The organism is Neisseria oralis, assembly GCF_045062685.1.
Taxonomy (GTDB): Bacteria; Pseudomonadota; Gammaproteobacteria; order Burkholderiales; family Neisseriaceae; genus Neisseria; species Neisseria oralis.
Genome location: NZ_JBJGEB010000009.1, coordinates 97,314 through 111,165 on the forward strand (window position 1 = coordinate 97,314; position 13,852 = coordinate 111,165).

The 13,852-nt window shown below is 48.5% G+C and carries 16 protein-coding genes and 1 tRNA gene; 14 read left to right on the top strand and 3 right to left on the bottom strand.

Annotated elements, in window-relative coordinates; genetic code table 11:
- Positions 1 to 12 precede the first annotated feature (12 nt).
- Together ACI43T_RS09400 and purB are read left to right on the top strand one after the other, a co-directional pair.
- Complete coding sequence (locus tag ACI43T_RS09400; RefSeq protein WP_377081141.1) at positions 13 to 612, top strand: YdcF family protein; 600 nt, start codon at positions 13 to 15, stop codon at positions 610 to 612.
- Positions 613 to 757: 145 nt separating this feature from the next.
- Positions 758 to 2,128: an adenylosuccinate lyase gene (gene purB, locus ACI43T_RS09405; protein ID WP_405386691.1), complete on the top strand. Its 1,371-nt coding sequence runs from the start codon at positions 758 to 760 to the stop codon at positions 2,126 to 2,128.
- A gap of 101 nt (positions 2,129 to 2,229) precedes the next feature.
- Here purB and ACI43T_RS09410 read toward each other — a convergent pair whose 3' ends face one another.
- Positions 2,230 to 2,847, bottom strand: a complete 618-nt coding sequence (locus tag ACI43T_RS09410) for a tellurite resistance TerB family protein (protein ID WP_009175104.1) — start codon at positions 2,845 to 2,847, stop codon at positions 2,230 to 2,232.
- Between the two features lie 158 nt (positions 2,848 to 3,005).
- On the opposite strand from ACI43T_RS09410, the gene rsgA reads away from it, so the two are divergent.
- The 3 genes from rsgA (at position 3,006) to ACI43T_RS09425 (ending at position 5,116) form a co-directional block, all read left to right on the top strand.
- Positions 3,006 to 3,872: a ribosome small subunit-dependent GTPase A gene (gene rsgA / locus ACI43T_RS09415; protein ID WP_405386694.1), complete on the top strand. Its 867-nt coding sequence runs from the start codon at positions 3,006 to 3,008 to the stop codon at positions 3,870 to 3,872.
- 136 nt (positions 3,873 to 4,008) lie between these two features.
- A complete protein-coding gene (locus tag ACI43T_RS09420) occupies positions 4,009 to 4,236 on the top strand; it encodes an exodeoxyribonuclease VII small subunit (RefSeq protein ID WP_452299607.1) in 228 nt (75 codons plus the stop codon).
- Positions 4,220 to 5,116, top strand: coding sequence for a polyprenyl synthetase family protein (locus ACI43T_RS09425; protein WP_405386698.1), 897 nt, complete (start codon positions 4,220 to 4,222; stop codon positions 5,114 to 5,116). The genes ACI43T_RS09420 and ACI43T_RS09425 overlap by 17 nt, the downstream gene beginning before the upstream one ends.
- Before the next feature lie 97 nt (positions 5,117 to 5,213).
- Here the strand turns inward: ACI43T_RS09425 and ACI43T_RS09430 are convergent, their stop codons facing one another.
- Positions 5,214 to 5,426 (bottom strand): glycine zipper 2TM domain-containing protein, encoded by a 213-nt coding sequence (locus ACI43T_RS09430; RefSeq protein ID WP_039851165.1) that lies wholly within the window; start codon positions 5,424 to 5,426, stop codon positions 5,214 to 5,216.
- Between the two features lie 174 nt (positions 5,427 to 5,600).
- Here ACI43T_RS09430 and ACI43T_RS09435 point away from each other — a divergent pair, with 174 nt between their 5' ends.
- Together ACI43T_RS09435 and ACI43T_RS09440 are read left to right on the top strand one after the other, a co-directional pair.
- On the top strand, positions 5,601 to 6,050 hold the full coding sequence (locus ACI43T_RS09435; protein ID WP_009175100.1) for a CopD family copper resistance protein: 450 nt from the start codon (positions 5,601 to 5,603) through the stop codon (positions 6,048 to 6,050).
- Between the two features lie 72 nt (positions 6,051 to 6,122).
- Entirely contained in the window at positions 6,123 to 7,106 is a 984-nt protein-coding gene (locus tag ACI43T_RS09440) for a TerC family protein (protein ID WP_405386701.1), read from the top strand.
- Positions 7,107 to 7,192: 86 nt separating this feature from the next.
- Here ACI43T_RS09440 and ACI43T_RS09445 read toward each other — a convergent pair whose 3' ends face one another.
- The gene (locus ACI43T_RS09445) at positions 7,193 to 7,606 is read right to left on the bottom strand and encodes an Ag473 family lipoprotein (protein WP_405386716.1); all 414 of its coding nucleotides are present in this window, start codon (positions 7,604 to 7,606) and stop codon (positions 7,193 to 7,195) included.
- A 164-nt stretch (positions 7,607 to 7,770) separates the two neighbouring features.
- On the opposite strand from ACI43T_RS09445, the gene ACI43T_RS09450 reads away from it, so the two are divergent.
- From ACI43T_RS09450 to ACI43T_RS09480, 7 genes are all read left to right on the top strand, one after another.
- Positions 7,771 to 7,846: transfer RNA gene (locus ACI43T_RS09450), tRNA-Lys, on the top strand.
- Between the two features lie 283 nt (positions 7,847 to 8,129).
- The gene (locus ACI43T_RS09455; RefSeq protein WP_405386703.1) at positions 8,130 to 8,846 is read left to right on the top strand and encodes a hypothetical protein; all 717 of its coding nucleotides are present in this window, start codon (positions 8,130 to 8,132) and stop codon (positions 8,844 to 8,846) included.
- Positions 8,843 to 9,520: a lytic transglycosylase domain-containing protein gene (locus ACI43T_RS09460; RefSeq protein WP_009175096.1), complete on the top strand. Its 678-nt coding sequence runs from the start codon at positions 8,843 to 8,845 to the stop codon at positions 9,518 to 9,520. The genes ACI43T_RS09455 and ACI43T_RS09460 overlap by 4 nt, the downstream gene beginning before the upstream one ends.
- Before the next feature lie 77 nt (positions 9,521 to 9,597).
- The gene (locus ACI43T_RS09465; RefSeq protein ID WP_405386705.1) at positions 9,598 to 9,951 is read left to right on the top strand and encodes a TrbC/VirB2 family protein; all 354 of its coding nucleotides are present in this window, start codon (positions 9,598 to 9,600) and stop codon (positions 9,949 to 9,951) included.
- A 14-nt stretch (positions 9,952 to 9,965) separates the two neighbouring features.
- Positions 9,966 to 10,280: a type IV secretion system protein VirB3 gene (locus ACI43T_RS09470; RefSeq protein ID WP_314105295.1), complete on the top strand. Its 315-nt coding sequence runs from the start codon at positions 9,966 to 9,968 to the stop codon at positions 10,278 to 10,280.
- Between the two features lie 177 nt (positions 10,281 to 10,457).
- The gene (locus tag ACI43T_RS09475; protein WP_293278103.1) at positions 10,458 to 12,896 is read left to right on the top strand and encodes a VirB4 family type IV secretion/conjugal transfer ATPase; all 2,439 of its coding nucleotides are present in this window, start codon (positions 10,458 to 10,460) and stop codon (positions 12,894 to 12,896) included.
- A gap of 24 nt (positions 12,897 to 12,920) precedes the next feature.
- On the top strand, positions 12,921 to 13,799 hold the full coding sequence (locus ACI43T_RS09480; protein ID WP_405386708.1) for a hypothetical protein: 879 nt from the start codon (positions 12,921 to 12,923) through the stop codon (positions 13,797 to 13,799).
- Positions 13,800 to 13,852 lie beyond the last annotated feature (53 nt).

Consider the following 13,852-nt stretch of genomic DNA (forward strand, 5'->3'; position numbering starts at 1 on the left):
ACAGGAAGACTAATGTTGAGGAAGATTTTATGGATAGGTACGGGTTTGGTCATATTATGGCTGTTGCTGTTCGGCTGGGTGTGGGGTAACAATTTCTATCGTTCGCGCCAAACGGTCGAAAGCATTGCTCCCGCCGATACGGCGGTAATCTTAGGTATAAGCGTTCACGATGAAGGGCGGCAGAATCCCTGCCTGATTTCCCGTGTAGAGGCAGGGGTTGAGCTTTGGAAAGCCGGTAAGGTAAAAAAACTGATTATGTCCGGTGGTATGAACCATGACGGTTACGTCGGAGCACAAAGCATGATGCAGACAGCGGAAAAAATGGGGGTACCGAGAGAAGTTATTGAACTTGAAGACCATTCGGAAACAACTCATCAAAACATCCTTTACACCGCGCCCATGATTGAACGGGACAAATCGGTCGTTATCGTCAGTTCGGCCTACCATATACCGCGTGCACGTTGGATTGCCGGCAAATTATGGCGCAGAAAAAACATTCAGACTTTTGCCGGAAAAATGTGTTTTGAAAATCAATTTCCCCGCCATATTGAGGAATTGGTACGCGAAACGGGAGCCATCGTGAAAAACGGATTATTAGGATATTATTGGTAGGTATGCAAAATTGATTTTTAAATAAGACGATGATGTTAAAGGGTTTGAAGCAGCCCATAAACTCTTGTCTAAGTAATGTATAATTACAGAATTTACAGAGATTTCCCGTTCCATCCCGCCAGCTATTCACAGACAGGACCCCCGCATGATCAACCCTATCGCTGCACTTTCACCCCTAGACGGCCGCTACGCCCAATCCGTTGAAGCATTGCGTCCGATTTTCTCCGAATACGGCCTGATGAGGGCGCGCGTCAAAGTCGAATTGAGCTGGCTCAAAGCCCTCGCCGCCGAACCGAAAATCACCGAAATTCCCGCCTTCAGCGATTTCACGCTTGCCGAAATCGACAAAGTCATCGAAAACTTTTCATTGGAAGACGCAGCCGCCGTCAAAGCCATCGAAGCGACCACCAATCATGATGTCAAAGCCATTGAATACTGGCTCAAAGAACGCTTCGCCGGCGTACCCGAAGTCGCCGCCGCCAGCGAGTTCATCCACTTCGCCTGTACCAGCGAAGACATCAACAACCTGTCCCACGCCCTGATGCTGCAAGAAGCGCGTGAAACCGTCATCCTGCCCAAACTTGCCGAAATCATCGAAAAACTCACCGATATGGCGCACGACCTTGCCGCCGTCCCCATGATGAGCCGCACCCACGGCCAGCCCGCCACGCCGACCACCTTGGGTAAAGAAACCGCCAACATCGTGTACCGCCTGCAACGCCAGTTCAAAAACCTTCAGGCGCAAGAATTCCTCGGCAAAATCAACGGCGCGGTCGGCAACTACAACGCCCACATGGTCGCCTATCCCGACGTCGATTGGGAAACCCACTGCCGCAACTTCGTCGAAATCAGCCTCGGCCTGACCTTCAACCCCTACACCATCCAAATCGAACCGCACGACTACATGGCTGAATTCTTCCAAACCCTCAGCCGCATCAACACCATCCTGATCGACTTCAACCGCGACGTTTGGGGTTATATTTCATTGGGTTACTTCAAACAAAAAGTCAAAGCGGGCGAAGTCGGCTCTTCCACCATGCCGCATAAAGTCAACCCCATCGACTTTGAAAACTCCGAAGGCAACCTCGGCATGGCAAACGCCGTATTGGGCTTCTTATCCGAAAAACTGCCCGTCTCCCGCTGGCAGCGCGATCTGACCGACAGCACCGTCCTGCGCAATATGGGCGTAGGCGTAGGCTATGCCGTATTAGGTTTCGCCGCCCACCTGCGCGGCCTGAACAAGCTCGAACCCAACCCCGCCGCACTGGTCGCCGATTTGGATGCCACTTGGGAGCTGCTCGCCGAGCCGATTCAAACCGTTATGCGCCGCCACGGCGTCGCCAATCCTTACGAAAAACTGAAAGACCTGACGCGCGGCAAAGGCGGCATCACGCCCGAAGTGCTGAAAGTCTTCATCGAATCGCTGGAAATCCCCGCCGAAGCCAAATCCCAACTGCTCGCCCTAACCCCCGCGCTGTACATCGGCAAGGCGGAAGAGTTGGCGAAACGGATTTGATACAGCCTTGATGATTTGAGATTGAGTTGCAATCAAAAGGCCGTCTGAAAACTGCTCTTCATGGTTTTCAGACGGCCTTTTTTTGTTTTCAAACCTGCTTATCAAGCCAAATCAAGCTGTTTTTCCAGATTCTCCACCAACTGGTCGTCCAACCCCAAAGCCTGCGACAGACGGGTTAAGAACACGATTTCTTTGCGCGACAAATCGGCGCACACCAATCTTGCCGCCAGATAGGTCTCCGCCGCCAAAGCCTCATCGTTGCCGACGGCTGCGGCGAGTTCCTCGACCGTTGCCGGTTTCTCATATTCGGCGGCAAGCCAAGCGGCAGTTTCCGCATCTGTGCCGCTTTCGCGGGCAATGACCTGCTTTTCCGCCTCGTCAATCAGCCCATCCGATGCCGCGGCCGCAATCATGGTGCGCAGAATCACGTGGCTGTGTGTCTCGGCAAGTTGTCCGGCAGGTTCGAACGCCTGCTGCGGCAATTCGGGTTGGTTGCGGTTTTGCTGCCAGCTTTGGTAGCCCTTGTAGGCAATATAACCCAAAGCCGCGACCGAACCGGCTTTGACCAGTTTTTGGGTGTTTTTCTTTTTCATCAGCATGGAAGCCAGCCCCGCTGCCAACGCGCCGCCGGTGAAAGAATTGAGCGGGCTGTTGGATACGGATTGACTGCCTTTTTGAACCGTTCCCAAAATTTGGTTGAGCAGGTTGTTGAAATTCATCGTGATTGTCCTTTTGAGAATATGGTTTGAAAAATATGGGGCGTTTTCAGGAAAAAATAAAGCGCCGATAGGTTAAATGGTGCAAGACACAAGTTTTCAGACGGCCTCCCGACTCTTTCGGTACAATTTCCCTTTTCATTCCGTCTTCGCCGAACTTTATGACCGATACCGCCCAAATCATCACCAGCTATGGCCGCCGCTACATTGTGCGCACGCCAGACGGCAAAACCTACGAAGCCAGCACGCGCAAAAAGCGGGTGGACTTCGCCTGCGGCGACCGCGTGCATATCCAAACTGTCAACGCCGAACAGGCCGTCATCGAAGACTACCTGCCGCGCGAAAGCCTGCTTTACCGCCAAGACGCATGGAAAACCAAGCTTATCGCCGCCAATGTCAGCCAGCTTCTTATCGTTACCGCCGCCGTTCCCTCGCCCAGCGAAGCCCTGCTGCAACGCGCCCTCCTAGCCGCCGAAGCCGCAGGTATCCAAGCCGTCATTATCCTGAACAAAGCCGACCTGCCCGAAACCGCCCTCTGGCGCGAAAAACTCAAATTCTACGAAACGCTCGGTTATCCCGTCATCGAAACCCGCGCGCTGGAAAACGCCGACATCCTGCGTCCCGTCCTACAAGGGCATACCAACATCCTGCTCGGACAAAGCGGCATGGGCAAATCCACCCTGACCAATGCCCTCCTGGGCAACCAAACCGCCCGCACCGGCGACATCTCCACCGCGCTCGATTCCGGCAAACACACCACCACCCACGCCCAGCTTTACGATTTAAATGAAGAAACCCAATTAATCGACTCCCCAGGTTTGCAAGAATTCGGCCTACACCACCTCCAAGCCGCTGACCTGCTGCAATACTTCCCCGACCTGAACCATCTTGTCGGGCAATGCCGCTTCCACAACTGCACCCACCGCGCCGAACCCGGCTGCGCCGTTAAAGCCGCTGCGGACAATCAAAAAGTCCTTGCCGAGCGGGTAGCCTTTTTACAGCGCATTACGGATGAATTACGGCGTTGAACAGCCGGCATTTTAAACCGCCGGTTGTTTGAGAAGATTGATTACCGTGTCGTCGTTGAGGCCGTCTGAAACAAGTTTCAGACGGCCTCAAGCATCTAAAAATGCTACAATACCGCTTTGATTTTTTGCCCGCATCATCATGAAAAAAGCCCCCAAATCTTTTGAAGAAGCCCTCGCCCGCCTCGAAACCCTGACCCAATCCATGCAAAGCAGCGAAATGCCGCTAGAAGATGCTTTGGCCGCCTATCAGGAAGGCAACGAACTGGTCAGATACTGCCAAACCAAGCTGGCGGAAATCGAACAAAAACTGCAAGTATTGGACGCGGGAGAACTGAAGGAGCTGAACCTTGAACCCGGCGAATGAATTGAAAGCATGGCAGCAAAAAGCCCAAGCGCAGACCGAATTGCTGCTGGAGCGTTTCCTGCCGTCTGAAAACCAAGTGCCGCACACGCTGCACGAAGCCATGCGTTACGTTACCCTCGGCGGCGGCAAACGGCTGCGTCCGCTCTTGGTGCTCGCCGCGTCCGAATTGGGCGATGCCGACCAAAACGCCGTTGAACAAGCCATGGCGGCGATTGAAATGGTGCACGTCTATTCCTTGGTCCACGACGACATGCCCGCAATGGACAACGACAGCCTGCGGCGCGGCAAACCGACCTGCCATGTGAAATACGACGAAGCCACCGCCCTCTTGGTCGGCGACGCGCTGCAAACCCAAGCCTTCGACGTATTGAGCCGTCCGACCGGACTGCCCGCCGAACGCCAAATTGCCATGTTGTCCACGCTCGCCAAAGCATCCGGCAGCCTCGGCATGGCGGGCGGACAAGCCATCGACCTTGCCAACGTCGGCAAAGCCATGAATCAGGCGCAGTTGGAACAGATGCACAGCCTCAAAACCGGCGCCCTCATCCGCGCCGCCGCCGTATTGGGCGCGCTTGCCTGCCCCGATTTGGATTCAGACGACGTCCGCACCTTGGACGACTACGCCACCAAACTCGGCTTGGCGTTCCAAGTCATCGACGACGTGTTGGACTGCGAAGCCGACACCGCCACCTTGGGCAAAACCGCCGGCAAAGACAGCGACAACGACAAACCCACCTACGTCAAACTGATGGGCCTGCAAGCCGCCCGCGCCTACGCCGAAACCCTGACCGCCGAAGCCGCCGTCCTGCTCGAACCCTTCGGCGAAAAAGCCCTGCGACTGAATCAGTTGGCACGGTTCGTTACAGCCAGGAAGAATTAGCGGGCTGAATAGGGCAGTGGATCTGAAAAAACATTAAGGCCGTCTGAAAACTCCGTTTCAGACGGCCTTACGCTGTAAATCTTAACCTACTAACAGACTAACGGTGTCTGTGTACCTGGCTGCCGATCACGCCGCCCAATGCGGCTCCGCCCAAGGTAGAACCGGTGTCGCCACCGATAAGATTACCAGCCACCCCGCCGATAACTGCGCCGGTAGCGGTGTTGCGTTGGGTCTGGGTCATGCCGGCGCATGCACTCAACGAAGCTGCGACAGCCAGCAAAGCAAAGGTTTTGGTAAACATAGATTTCATGGTTTTATCTCCATAAGGGGTTAAACTGCAAGCGAAGTATGGCACAGAGTTTGTTTAACGGCCTATTCTGTTTGGTAAAGAGAATTAAAGCAGGGAAAAGTTTTACCGTATCGTCGCTTATGCCATAATTCCCCTTATTAATTTAATGCTGTCAACGGAAAGCCTGCGTTCGTTATGAGTATCTACACTGTGGCCCATATCGTTCATCTTTATTGTGCGATTGCCTTTGTGGGCGGAGTATTTTTTGAAATGCTGGTATTGTCGGTCATGCACACCAAACGCGTGTCGCGCGAGGCGCGGCGCGAAGTGGAGCGGGCAATGTCGTACCGCGCGGTACGCGTGATGCCGCCGGTGGTGGCCGTCTTGTTTCTGTCTGGGCTGGTCATGGTGTTCGACCGCTATACTGATATTCTGCGCCAGCCGCTTGCTTCGTCGTTCGGCACCTTGCTGGCTTTGAAAATACTGCTGGCTTTCAGCGTATTGGTACATTTTGCCATCGCCGTCGTCAAAATGCACCGCCGTACCCTGACCGTCGGCTGGTCGAAATACATCCACGCCGTCGTGTTCACCCATATGTTGTTTATCGTGCTTTTGGCCAAAGGCATGTTTTATTTCTCTTGGTAACGGCGGTTTTCAGACGGCCTTGACGCCGCGTGTTAGAATGCCGTCTGAAAACCATTGAAAGGAACCGCACACATGGCCGCACATCCATCGGTCGGCACGCCGCTTTTTTACGGCGTATTTTTTATTGCCGTATGTATCATGATTGCCGTCGATATGTTGTCGCTGAAAAAAAGCGGCGCGCATAAAATCAGCGTTAAAGAAGCGCTGGCCTGGAGCTGCATCTGGATTGCCGTATCCTGCGGTTTCGCAGGCTGGCTGTATTTCGAACTGGCCGGCAATCCTGCCTACGGTGCCGTTGTTGCCAAAGAGAAGGTGTTAGAATTTTTCACCGGCTATATCCTCGAAAAATCATTGGCTGTGGACAATATTTTCGTTTTCCTGATGATTTTCGGTTATTTCAAAGTTCCGCAGCAATACCAGCACCGCGTATTGCTCTACGGCGTGTTCGGCGCCATCGCTCTGCGCGCACTAATGATTTTCGTCGGCGCAGTACTGGTGCAGCAGTTTGAATGGATACTCTATCTTTTCGGCGCATTCCTGCTGTATACCGGCATCCATATGATTAAGGCCGGCGGTGATGACAAAGATGAAGACCTGTCGAAAAACAAACTGTTGGGCTGGTTGCAAAAACACATTCCGGTCAGCCGCGTCCTCAACGGTGAAAAATTCTTCACGCTGGAAAACGGCAAACGCATCGCCACGCCGCTGCTATTGGTGTTGGTGATGATTGAATTGAGCGACGTGATTTTCGCGGTAGACAGCATCCCCGCCGTATTTGCCGTGACCACCGACCCATTCATCGTCCTGACGTCCAACATTTTCGCCATTCTCGGTCTGCGCGCCATGTATTTTCTGCTGGCCGATGTCGCCGACCGCTTTGTCTTCCTGAAATACGGTTTGGCCTTCGTTTTAAGTTTTATCGGCGTAAAAATGCTGGCGATGCACTGGATACACATCCCGATTTCCATTTCCCTGTCGGTCGTATTCGGCGCACTCGGTGCCTCCGTATTGATTTCGCTGATTTACAGCAAAAAGTTGGAAAAACGCGGGCATTAATCAGCAGATATAAAACGTAAAACAGGCCGTCTGAAACATTTTCAGACGGCCTGTTTGCATATCGGCGGTCAAAGCAAACAACCGGATTACTTATTGGCCGCATCCTTCATTTTGTCGGCGGCTTTCTGAGTAGCGTCCGCAGCTTTGTCCAGAGAGTCTTTCATTGCCTCTTTGGCCGCAGATTTGGCTTTGTCGGCTGTCTCTTTCGCATCCGCCATAGCTTTGTGGGCAGATTCCTTGGCATCAGCCATTGCTTTGTCGGCAGAGGCTTTCGCATCGGCCGTTGCCTTATCCGCCGTTTCCTTCGCATCGGAAACCGCTTTGTCCGCCGCATCTTTAGCCGCAGAAGTCGCAGAATCAACGGCGGAAGCCGCATCGGTCTGGGCAGCGCTCACATCGGAAGCCACCGCGTGCGCCGCTTCCTGGGTTTCTTGTTTCGTCTCTTGAGAACAGGCGGCCAAGGTGGCAGTCATCAAAGCAGCAAGCAGGATTTTTTTCATCATAAGGTTTGTCCTTTCATCGTAACTTTTATGCCGGAACCTGTCCGACGGAAAAATCATAGCACGTCATCCCGGCGTTACCGACTAATTTTACGTTTTCCGGAAAGTTTTTCCAAAAAACGATTGACACTCTAAAAACAAAATCGTAGAATGCGCAGCTTATCGGGTCGTTAGCTCAGCTGGTAGAGCAGCGGACTTTTAATCCGTTGGTCGAGCGTTCGAATCGCTCACGACCCACCAGTCATAAAAAAACCGCTCTGTTAGCAGAGCGGTTTTTTTATGAGAAATTTTTAGCACATTCTACATTCTATTTTCATTTTCAAAATAATAATTATTTTAGTATAGCAACTTTAAAAAATATTTTTAATTTGATTATTTTTAAAATAAAATACATTTATATACGTTTATTTGTAATAATGACCATTAGTCAGCATGACAAAAATTTATAATGACAATCTTCGTATGATCTATTAATATAAGGTAAATTTTTTATAAAACTAATTTTGGAGTCAAAGGACGAATCATGAAATTGACAAATGGAATGTTAGGCATTCTTGTAGCAGTATGCACCTCACCTGTTGTTGCTCATACTGACAACTACCAAGATTTTTACCGTACTAGTGGATGTCGTTTAATGCTTTGTTTGCAAAATCCCAATGGCCCAATGTCTGTTCAAGAATGTCAACAGGATGTCCAAGCATTTTTTACAGAGTTGGCGTTAGCTTATTATGGTCATGACGTTAGCATTCCAATTTGTACGCCAAGCTTGACTAATGGCAGTTTCTTTACCATAGGTACAGTTTCAGAATTTGTTAAGGTGGAGAGAAGAGATACTATTAGTTATGAATGGAGGCCTACCGGTATGTTTGCGGTTTCGACATACATTGGAAATAAACCATGGCGTCAATGGGGCTTTTCTGGTAGGGGGGAGAAGTTGACAGAAACTGGTTTGTTGAGCCAGATGGGGGAGAAGAAAGGAAGATTTCTAAGGGTTACTCCATTCTCAACAAAAGACATACCTAAATGGGGTCCATATGCCCAAGCACTTACTAATAAAGTCTCATACCAAGATGTTCCAAATGAAAAATTATTGAATAAAATAAAAAATCAAACAGGTAAATTTTCATCTCAAAATGAGTGGTTTGGTAATAGAAATGGGGGAGATAGAGAAACTAGGGATTACATTGATGCATGGATGAAATCTACAGGGTATTCATATCGAAATAAAGGCAAACAATGATAGATTGCGGCAATTTGCACGTCCCTCCAGCAGTGATGCAACATGTGGTACATGTTGAATCAAGTTTTAATCCTTATGCGATAGGTGTTGTAAAAGGAAGATTGACTAGACAGCCTAGAAATCTTCAAGAGGCTTTACAAACGGTAAAGATGTTGGAGGCAGGAGGATATAATTTCTCTGTGGGAATTGCCCAAGTTAATCGGTATAACCTAAAAAAATACGGTTTGGGTAGTTATGAGAAAGCATTTGACGCATGTTCTAATCTTTTGGCAGGATCAAAAATTCTGAAGGAATGTTATATTTCTGCAAAAAACGATTGGGGAAAGGCTTTTAGTTGTTATTATTCTGGAAACTTTATTACGGGATATAGACATGGATATGTACAAAAAATCTTTGATTCTATAAGGAAATATGGTAATTACGCTAATACCGTTGTTTCTAACCCTAATATTCAGATTATCGATTTAGATAAAAGTAAAAAGGTCTTTATACCAAATGGTGGTGCAGTACAAGCGACACGATATATTCAACCCAAAAATATGATAAATCCCAGCAGGATAGGCTATGCGGTCAAGCCTGCTAATGGTAGTAATCGTGCAGTAGCTCAAATTAGGGCGGATACTCACGAATCAGAAAATCGTAATTCTTCACAGGATAGTACATTTGTATTTTGATATCATAAATTAGCTTTAACCTATTCACTCCAATGTGAATTATTTTAATCACTGTCTGTTTTATAAAAGGAATTGTAATGAAACAAAACATTTTTAAATCCACCAAAGAACAATATCGCAATACTATGGCGGTTTTGGCCATGATGACTTTGTCGGGGAGCGCATTTGCTGATGGTGCTACTAAAAAAGGCGGTATTGGCGATGTAAAAGATGCCTGTGGCCAGGTAAGTGGATTTTTTAGTAATATACAAAGCATTTTGCAGGTCGCTTCTGTGGCTGTTGTAACTATTGCAGTTATTATGGCTGGCTATCAAATTGCATTTGCTCATAAGCGTGTTGCAGATGTGGCTCCTATATTGGTTGGTGCATTGGTAATTGGTGCTGCTGGTCAAATTGCAAGCTGGTTAATTACGTATAGTTCAAGCTGTTAAAAGTCGTTAACCTTATGAAAAAAAATACCTTGTTTAGAGGTTGTACGCGCCCCCCCATGTTTATGGGGGTGCCGTATGTGCCGTTTTTCATAGGAGCAGGAATTCCGTTGCTGTTCGCTATGTATTTTAATTTATTTTATTTATTGGCAATTCCAGTTATCATTATGATTTTAAGGCAAATTGCTAAACAGGATGAAATGGTTTTTCGGTTATGGGGGTTGAAACTTTTGTTTTTGTTTCAAACGAAAAACCGTTCAGTAAGAAAAGGTCTGTCTGTAACTAATCCAAATATTTATCGTAAAACACCAAGCAAAACCTATAATGGTTGATACGGTATGCTCAATTTTTTAATATATTTGGATGTTTCCAAGTTAATGGTTCTCTATATTAGAATATTAATATTTAGTTGCATTAGTGATAATTAAGTCAAAAGGAATTATTCCCAAGAATAATAAAAATATAAAATATGGGGTGTTTTATTCAGAATTTTAAGTGAATTTAAATCTATGTTTAGTCCAGATACTAGTAGTAGCCAGTTTATAACTCTATCAAGTCATGTTTCTCCGTTCGTCGTGAAAACAACAGGTGGCGATTATCTTATTTCATGGAGGCTTGGAGGTTTGCCTTTTGTTGGTAGAGATGAGTGGGAAATTGAACATAAACATAATACTTTTAACCGTTTGCTTCAAACATTAAGGGCGCCTGATTATGTAAATGTTGCTTTTTGGGTTCACGATGTACGTCGGCGTGGGAAAGTTCAGTTAGATGCAGAATTTACCGAACGGTTTAATCAAGAAGTTCAAGACCAATATTTTCATAGTCTGACAACTCAAAAAATTATGAATAATGAGTTGTATTTTACTATGCTATACCGCCCTATAGTGGCCAATAAGGGTTTCGCTGACCGCCCTTCGGAAGTTTCAATTTTAGAACATATGCAAAATCAGGCGATTGAGAAAATTACCGAGCTTGCTGCTAACGTTGAGGCGGTCCTGCGTGATTATGCACCATATAGATTAGGTATGTACGAAGGCAAGAATGGCGTAGTATTTTCGGAGACACTGGAATTATACGCATATTTGTTGAACCGTATCGAGGAGCCTGTACCTGTATTAAATGCCCCCGTATATGATTATTTGGCTGTTAGTAAGCAAACATTTTCTCCAAAGAATGGAGATTTTGTCGTAACTACCCCTGATCAGAAAAATTATTTTGGGGCAATTTTAAATATTAAAGAATACCCAGACAGTACGTGGCCTGGTATTTTAAATGGGTTGAAATATCTTGATTTTGAATATGTCATTACCCACAGTTTTAGTCCGAAAGGAAGGCATGATGCTCTAAAAACACTGGAGCGTACGCGCGGTATGATGATTTCCTCCGGCGATAAGGCCGTATCTCAGATATCGGAACTGGATAGGGCAATGGACGAAGTGTCGTCGGGCAATTTTGTGTTGGGGGAATACCATTTCACTATAGCGCTTTATGCTGAGAGTCAGGAGAAGTTGCATCAGCATATTGCGACAGCTCGTGCGGAATTGTCGAATGCGGGGTTTGTTTCGGCCAAAGAAGATGTTGCAATCATGGCGTCGTTTTATTCGCAGCTCGCAGGTAATTGGAAATACCGTACACGGTTGGCTAATGTCTCTTCGCTGAATTTTTTGGGTTTATCTCCGCTACACAACTTTTCTACAGGCAAAATGCACAATAACCCGTGGGGCGATGCCGTAACTGTATTGCAAACCACCAATGGGCAGCCGTACTATTTTAATTTCCACGCGACACATCCGAGTGAAAATTCGTTGGGAGAAAAAGCTATTGCCAATACAATGGTGATCGGCAAATCGGGTACGGGTAAGACAGCCTTAATCAACTTTTTGTTGAGTCAGGTACAGAAATTCGATCCCAAACCAACGATCTTTTTTTTCGACAAGGACCGCGGTGCGGAGATTTTCGTCAGAGCCTGCGGAGGCAACTATATGGCTTTGGATAATGGCCAGCCGACCGGTTTCAACCCGTTCCAATGCGAAAATAACGAAGCCAATATCCAATTTCTTGCCGGATTGATAAAACTAATTGCCGGTAAAAAGGAATACACCGCATCGGAAGAAGAAGATATCATGAGGGCGGTGAAAGCCATTTTGGATACGCCGTTGCGACTGCGCACCATGACCAACTTCCAGAAAAGCTTGCCAAACCTAGGTGATGATTCAGTTTTTGCCCGTATCCGCAAATGGACGCAGGAAGGTTCGCTCGGCTGGGTATTCGACAACCCGGTCGATACCATAGATTTGACGAGAGCCAGCATCATCGGTTTTGACTATACCGATGTGATTGACAACGACGAAGTGCGCACACCGGTTATCAACTACCTTATCCACCGGCTGGAAGAACTGATAGACGGCCGCCCGTTAATTTATGTGATGGACGAGTTCTGGAAGATTCTTGACGGCGAAGGCGGATTGAAGGATTTTGCCAAGAATAAACAGAAGACTATTCGTAAACAAAACGGATTGGGTATTTTTGCCACCCAGTCGCCGGAAGATGCGCTCAAGAGCGATATTTCTGCGGCCCTGATTGAACAGACGGCGACGATGATATTGTTGCCGAATCCGAATGCCGACAAGAAAGACTATATCGACGGGTTGAAACTGACCGAAGCGGAATTTAACGTGATCGTCAATCTGGACGAACGCTCCCGCTGCTTCTTGGTCAAGCAGGGTCATTCGTCTGCGGTGTGCCAGCTCAACCTGCGCGGGATGGACGACGTGCTGTCGGTCATCTCCGCCAGTACCGACAACATCGAAATCATGCACCGCATCATCGGGGAAACGGCGCAGGCCGAAGGTATCGAAGCAGACAGCCTGCATCCCGAGCAGTGGCTGGAACGCTTCTACCGCGAGCGCAAAGGATCGCGCAATAGCGGTGCTGCGGTTAAGCCATGATTATACGGATAAGGAACAGACTATATGAACCACAAACGGACAATAACCGCCCTTGCCGCTGCGCTGATGCTGTCGGCGGCATTGCCGGCGGGGGCGCAAAGCGTTCCGGTTATCGACGACAATTCCGGTGCCATCAAAACCAACACCAACAATATCAGCAACTACCTTAAAGATATCCGCCAGTTTCTCGGTGCCGACCAGCGCGACAAGACGGTAAAGGGCAGCGGATTGGAAACGGATGTGGCCGATTTCAAAAAAATCGAATCCCAGGCGAAGCAGCTGACTTCAGGGCAGTGGAGCAACGGCGATGAAGAGAAATTCCGAAAAGCCATCGAAACCTACTACGGCAAAGATGCCGCCACCAGCAGCATGTGCAACAAGGAGGGCGGCAAGTCGATGGTCAAAGGGACCAAGAGCGATGAAGAGAACATGCAGAAGGCCTGCAACAACGCGCGCAACCTGATCGCACTGAACCTGTACGAAATTCACCGGCTGGCCGAAGTATTGGAAGAACGCAACGAAGCGTTGCAGAAACTGGTCAAAAAATGGGATTACGGCACATCGGGCGAGTTGCAGAAGAAGCAATACCAGCTTGCGCTGATGCAGACGCTGATCCAAAACGACCTGAGCCGCCTTCAGGCCTCGTTGGCGGCCTACCAGACTAAAATCAACCTGTATAGGCAGATACAGGCCGAGTCTGAACGCAACATCCTGTATGGCAAGCAGACGGATAGCGCGTCTGCGAAACTTACTAGGTTGGCGCAGGGAGCAGGTGGCATAGCAGCAGCGGCGACGACTATCGTGGCATTGGAGAAATCCAACTCGCTGGTAGAGAAGCTGGTGGGCGGGGTAGGCAAAGGCATAGACAGCGCGAAGAAAGAAATTCGACGCGCATTGCAATAAAACGGATACGGACCGGTTGAAAACCGGAGGGCAAACAGGCAGAATATGGGCAA

Excerpts from the sequence above, each read along its gene's own strand:
- ACI43T_RS09400 (WP_377081141.1), top strand. The coding sequence starts at position 13 with ATGTTGAGGAAGATTTTATGGATAGGTACGGGTTTGGTCATATTATGG.
- purB (WP_405386691.1), top strand. The coding sequence starts at position 758 with ATGATCAACCCTATCGCTGCACTTTCACCCCTAGACGGCCGCTACGCC.
- ACI43T_RS09410 (WP_009175104.1), bottom strand. The coding sequence starts at position 2,847 with ATGAATTTCAACAACCTGCTCAACCAAATTTTGGGAACGGTTCAAAAA.
- rsgA (WP_405386694.1), top strand. The coding sequence starts at position 3,006 with ATGACCGATACCGCCCAAATCATCACCAGCTATGGCCGCCGCTACATT.
- ACI43T_RS09430 (WP_039851165.1), bottom strand. The coding sequence starts at position 5,426 with ATGAAATCTATGTTTACCAAAACCTTTGCTTTGCTGGCTGTCGCAGCT.
- ACI43T_RS09435 (WP_009175100.1), top strand. The coding sequence starts at position 5,601 with ATGAGTATCTACACTGTGGCCCATATCGTTCATCTTTATTGTGCGATT.
- ACI43T_RS09440 (WP_405386701.1), top strand. The coding sequence starts at position 6,123 with ATGGCCGCACATCCATCGGTCGGCACGCCGCTTTTTTACGGCGTATTT.
- ACI43T_RS09445 (WP_405386716.1), bottom strand. The coding sequence starts at position 7,606 with ATGAAAAAAATCCTGCTTGCTGCTTTGATGACTGCCACCTTGGCCGCC.
- ACI43T_RS09455 (WP_405386703.1), top strand. The coding sequence starts at position 8,130 with ATGAAATTGACAAATGGAATGTTAGGCATTCTTGTAGCAGTATGCACC.
- ACI43T_RS09460 (WP_009175096.1), top strand. The coding sequence starts at position 8,843 with ATGATAGATTGCGGCAATTTGCACGTCCCTCCAGCAGTGATGCAACAT.
- ACI43T_RS09465 (WP_405386705.1), top strand. The coding sequence starts at position 9,598 with ATGAAACAAAACATTTTTAAATCCACCAAAGAACAATATCGCAATACT.
- ACI43T_RS09470 (WP_314105295.1), top strand. The coding sequence starts at position 9,966 with ATGAAAAAAAATACCTTGTTTAGAGGTTGTACGCGCCCCCCCATGTTT.
- ACI43T_RS09475 (WP_293278103.1), top strand. The coding sequence starts at position 10,458 with ATGTTTAGTCCAGATACTAGTAGTAGCCAGTTTATAACTCTATCAAGT.
- ACI43T_RS09480 (WP_405386708.1), top strand. The coding sequence starts at position 12,921 with ATGAACCACAAACGGACAATAACCGCCCTTGCCGCTGCGCTGATGCTG.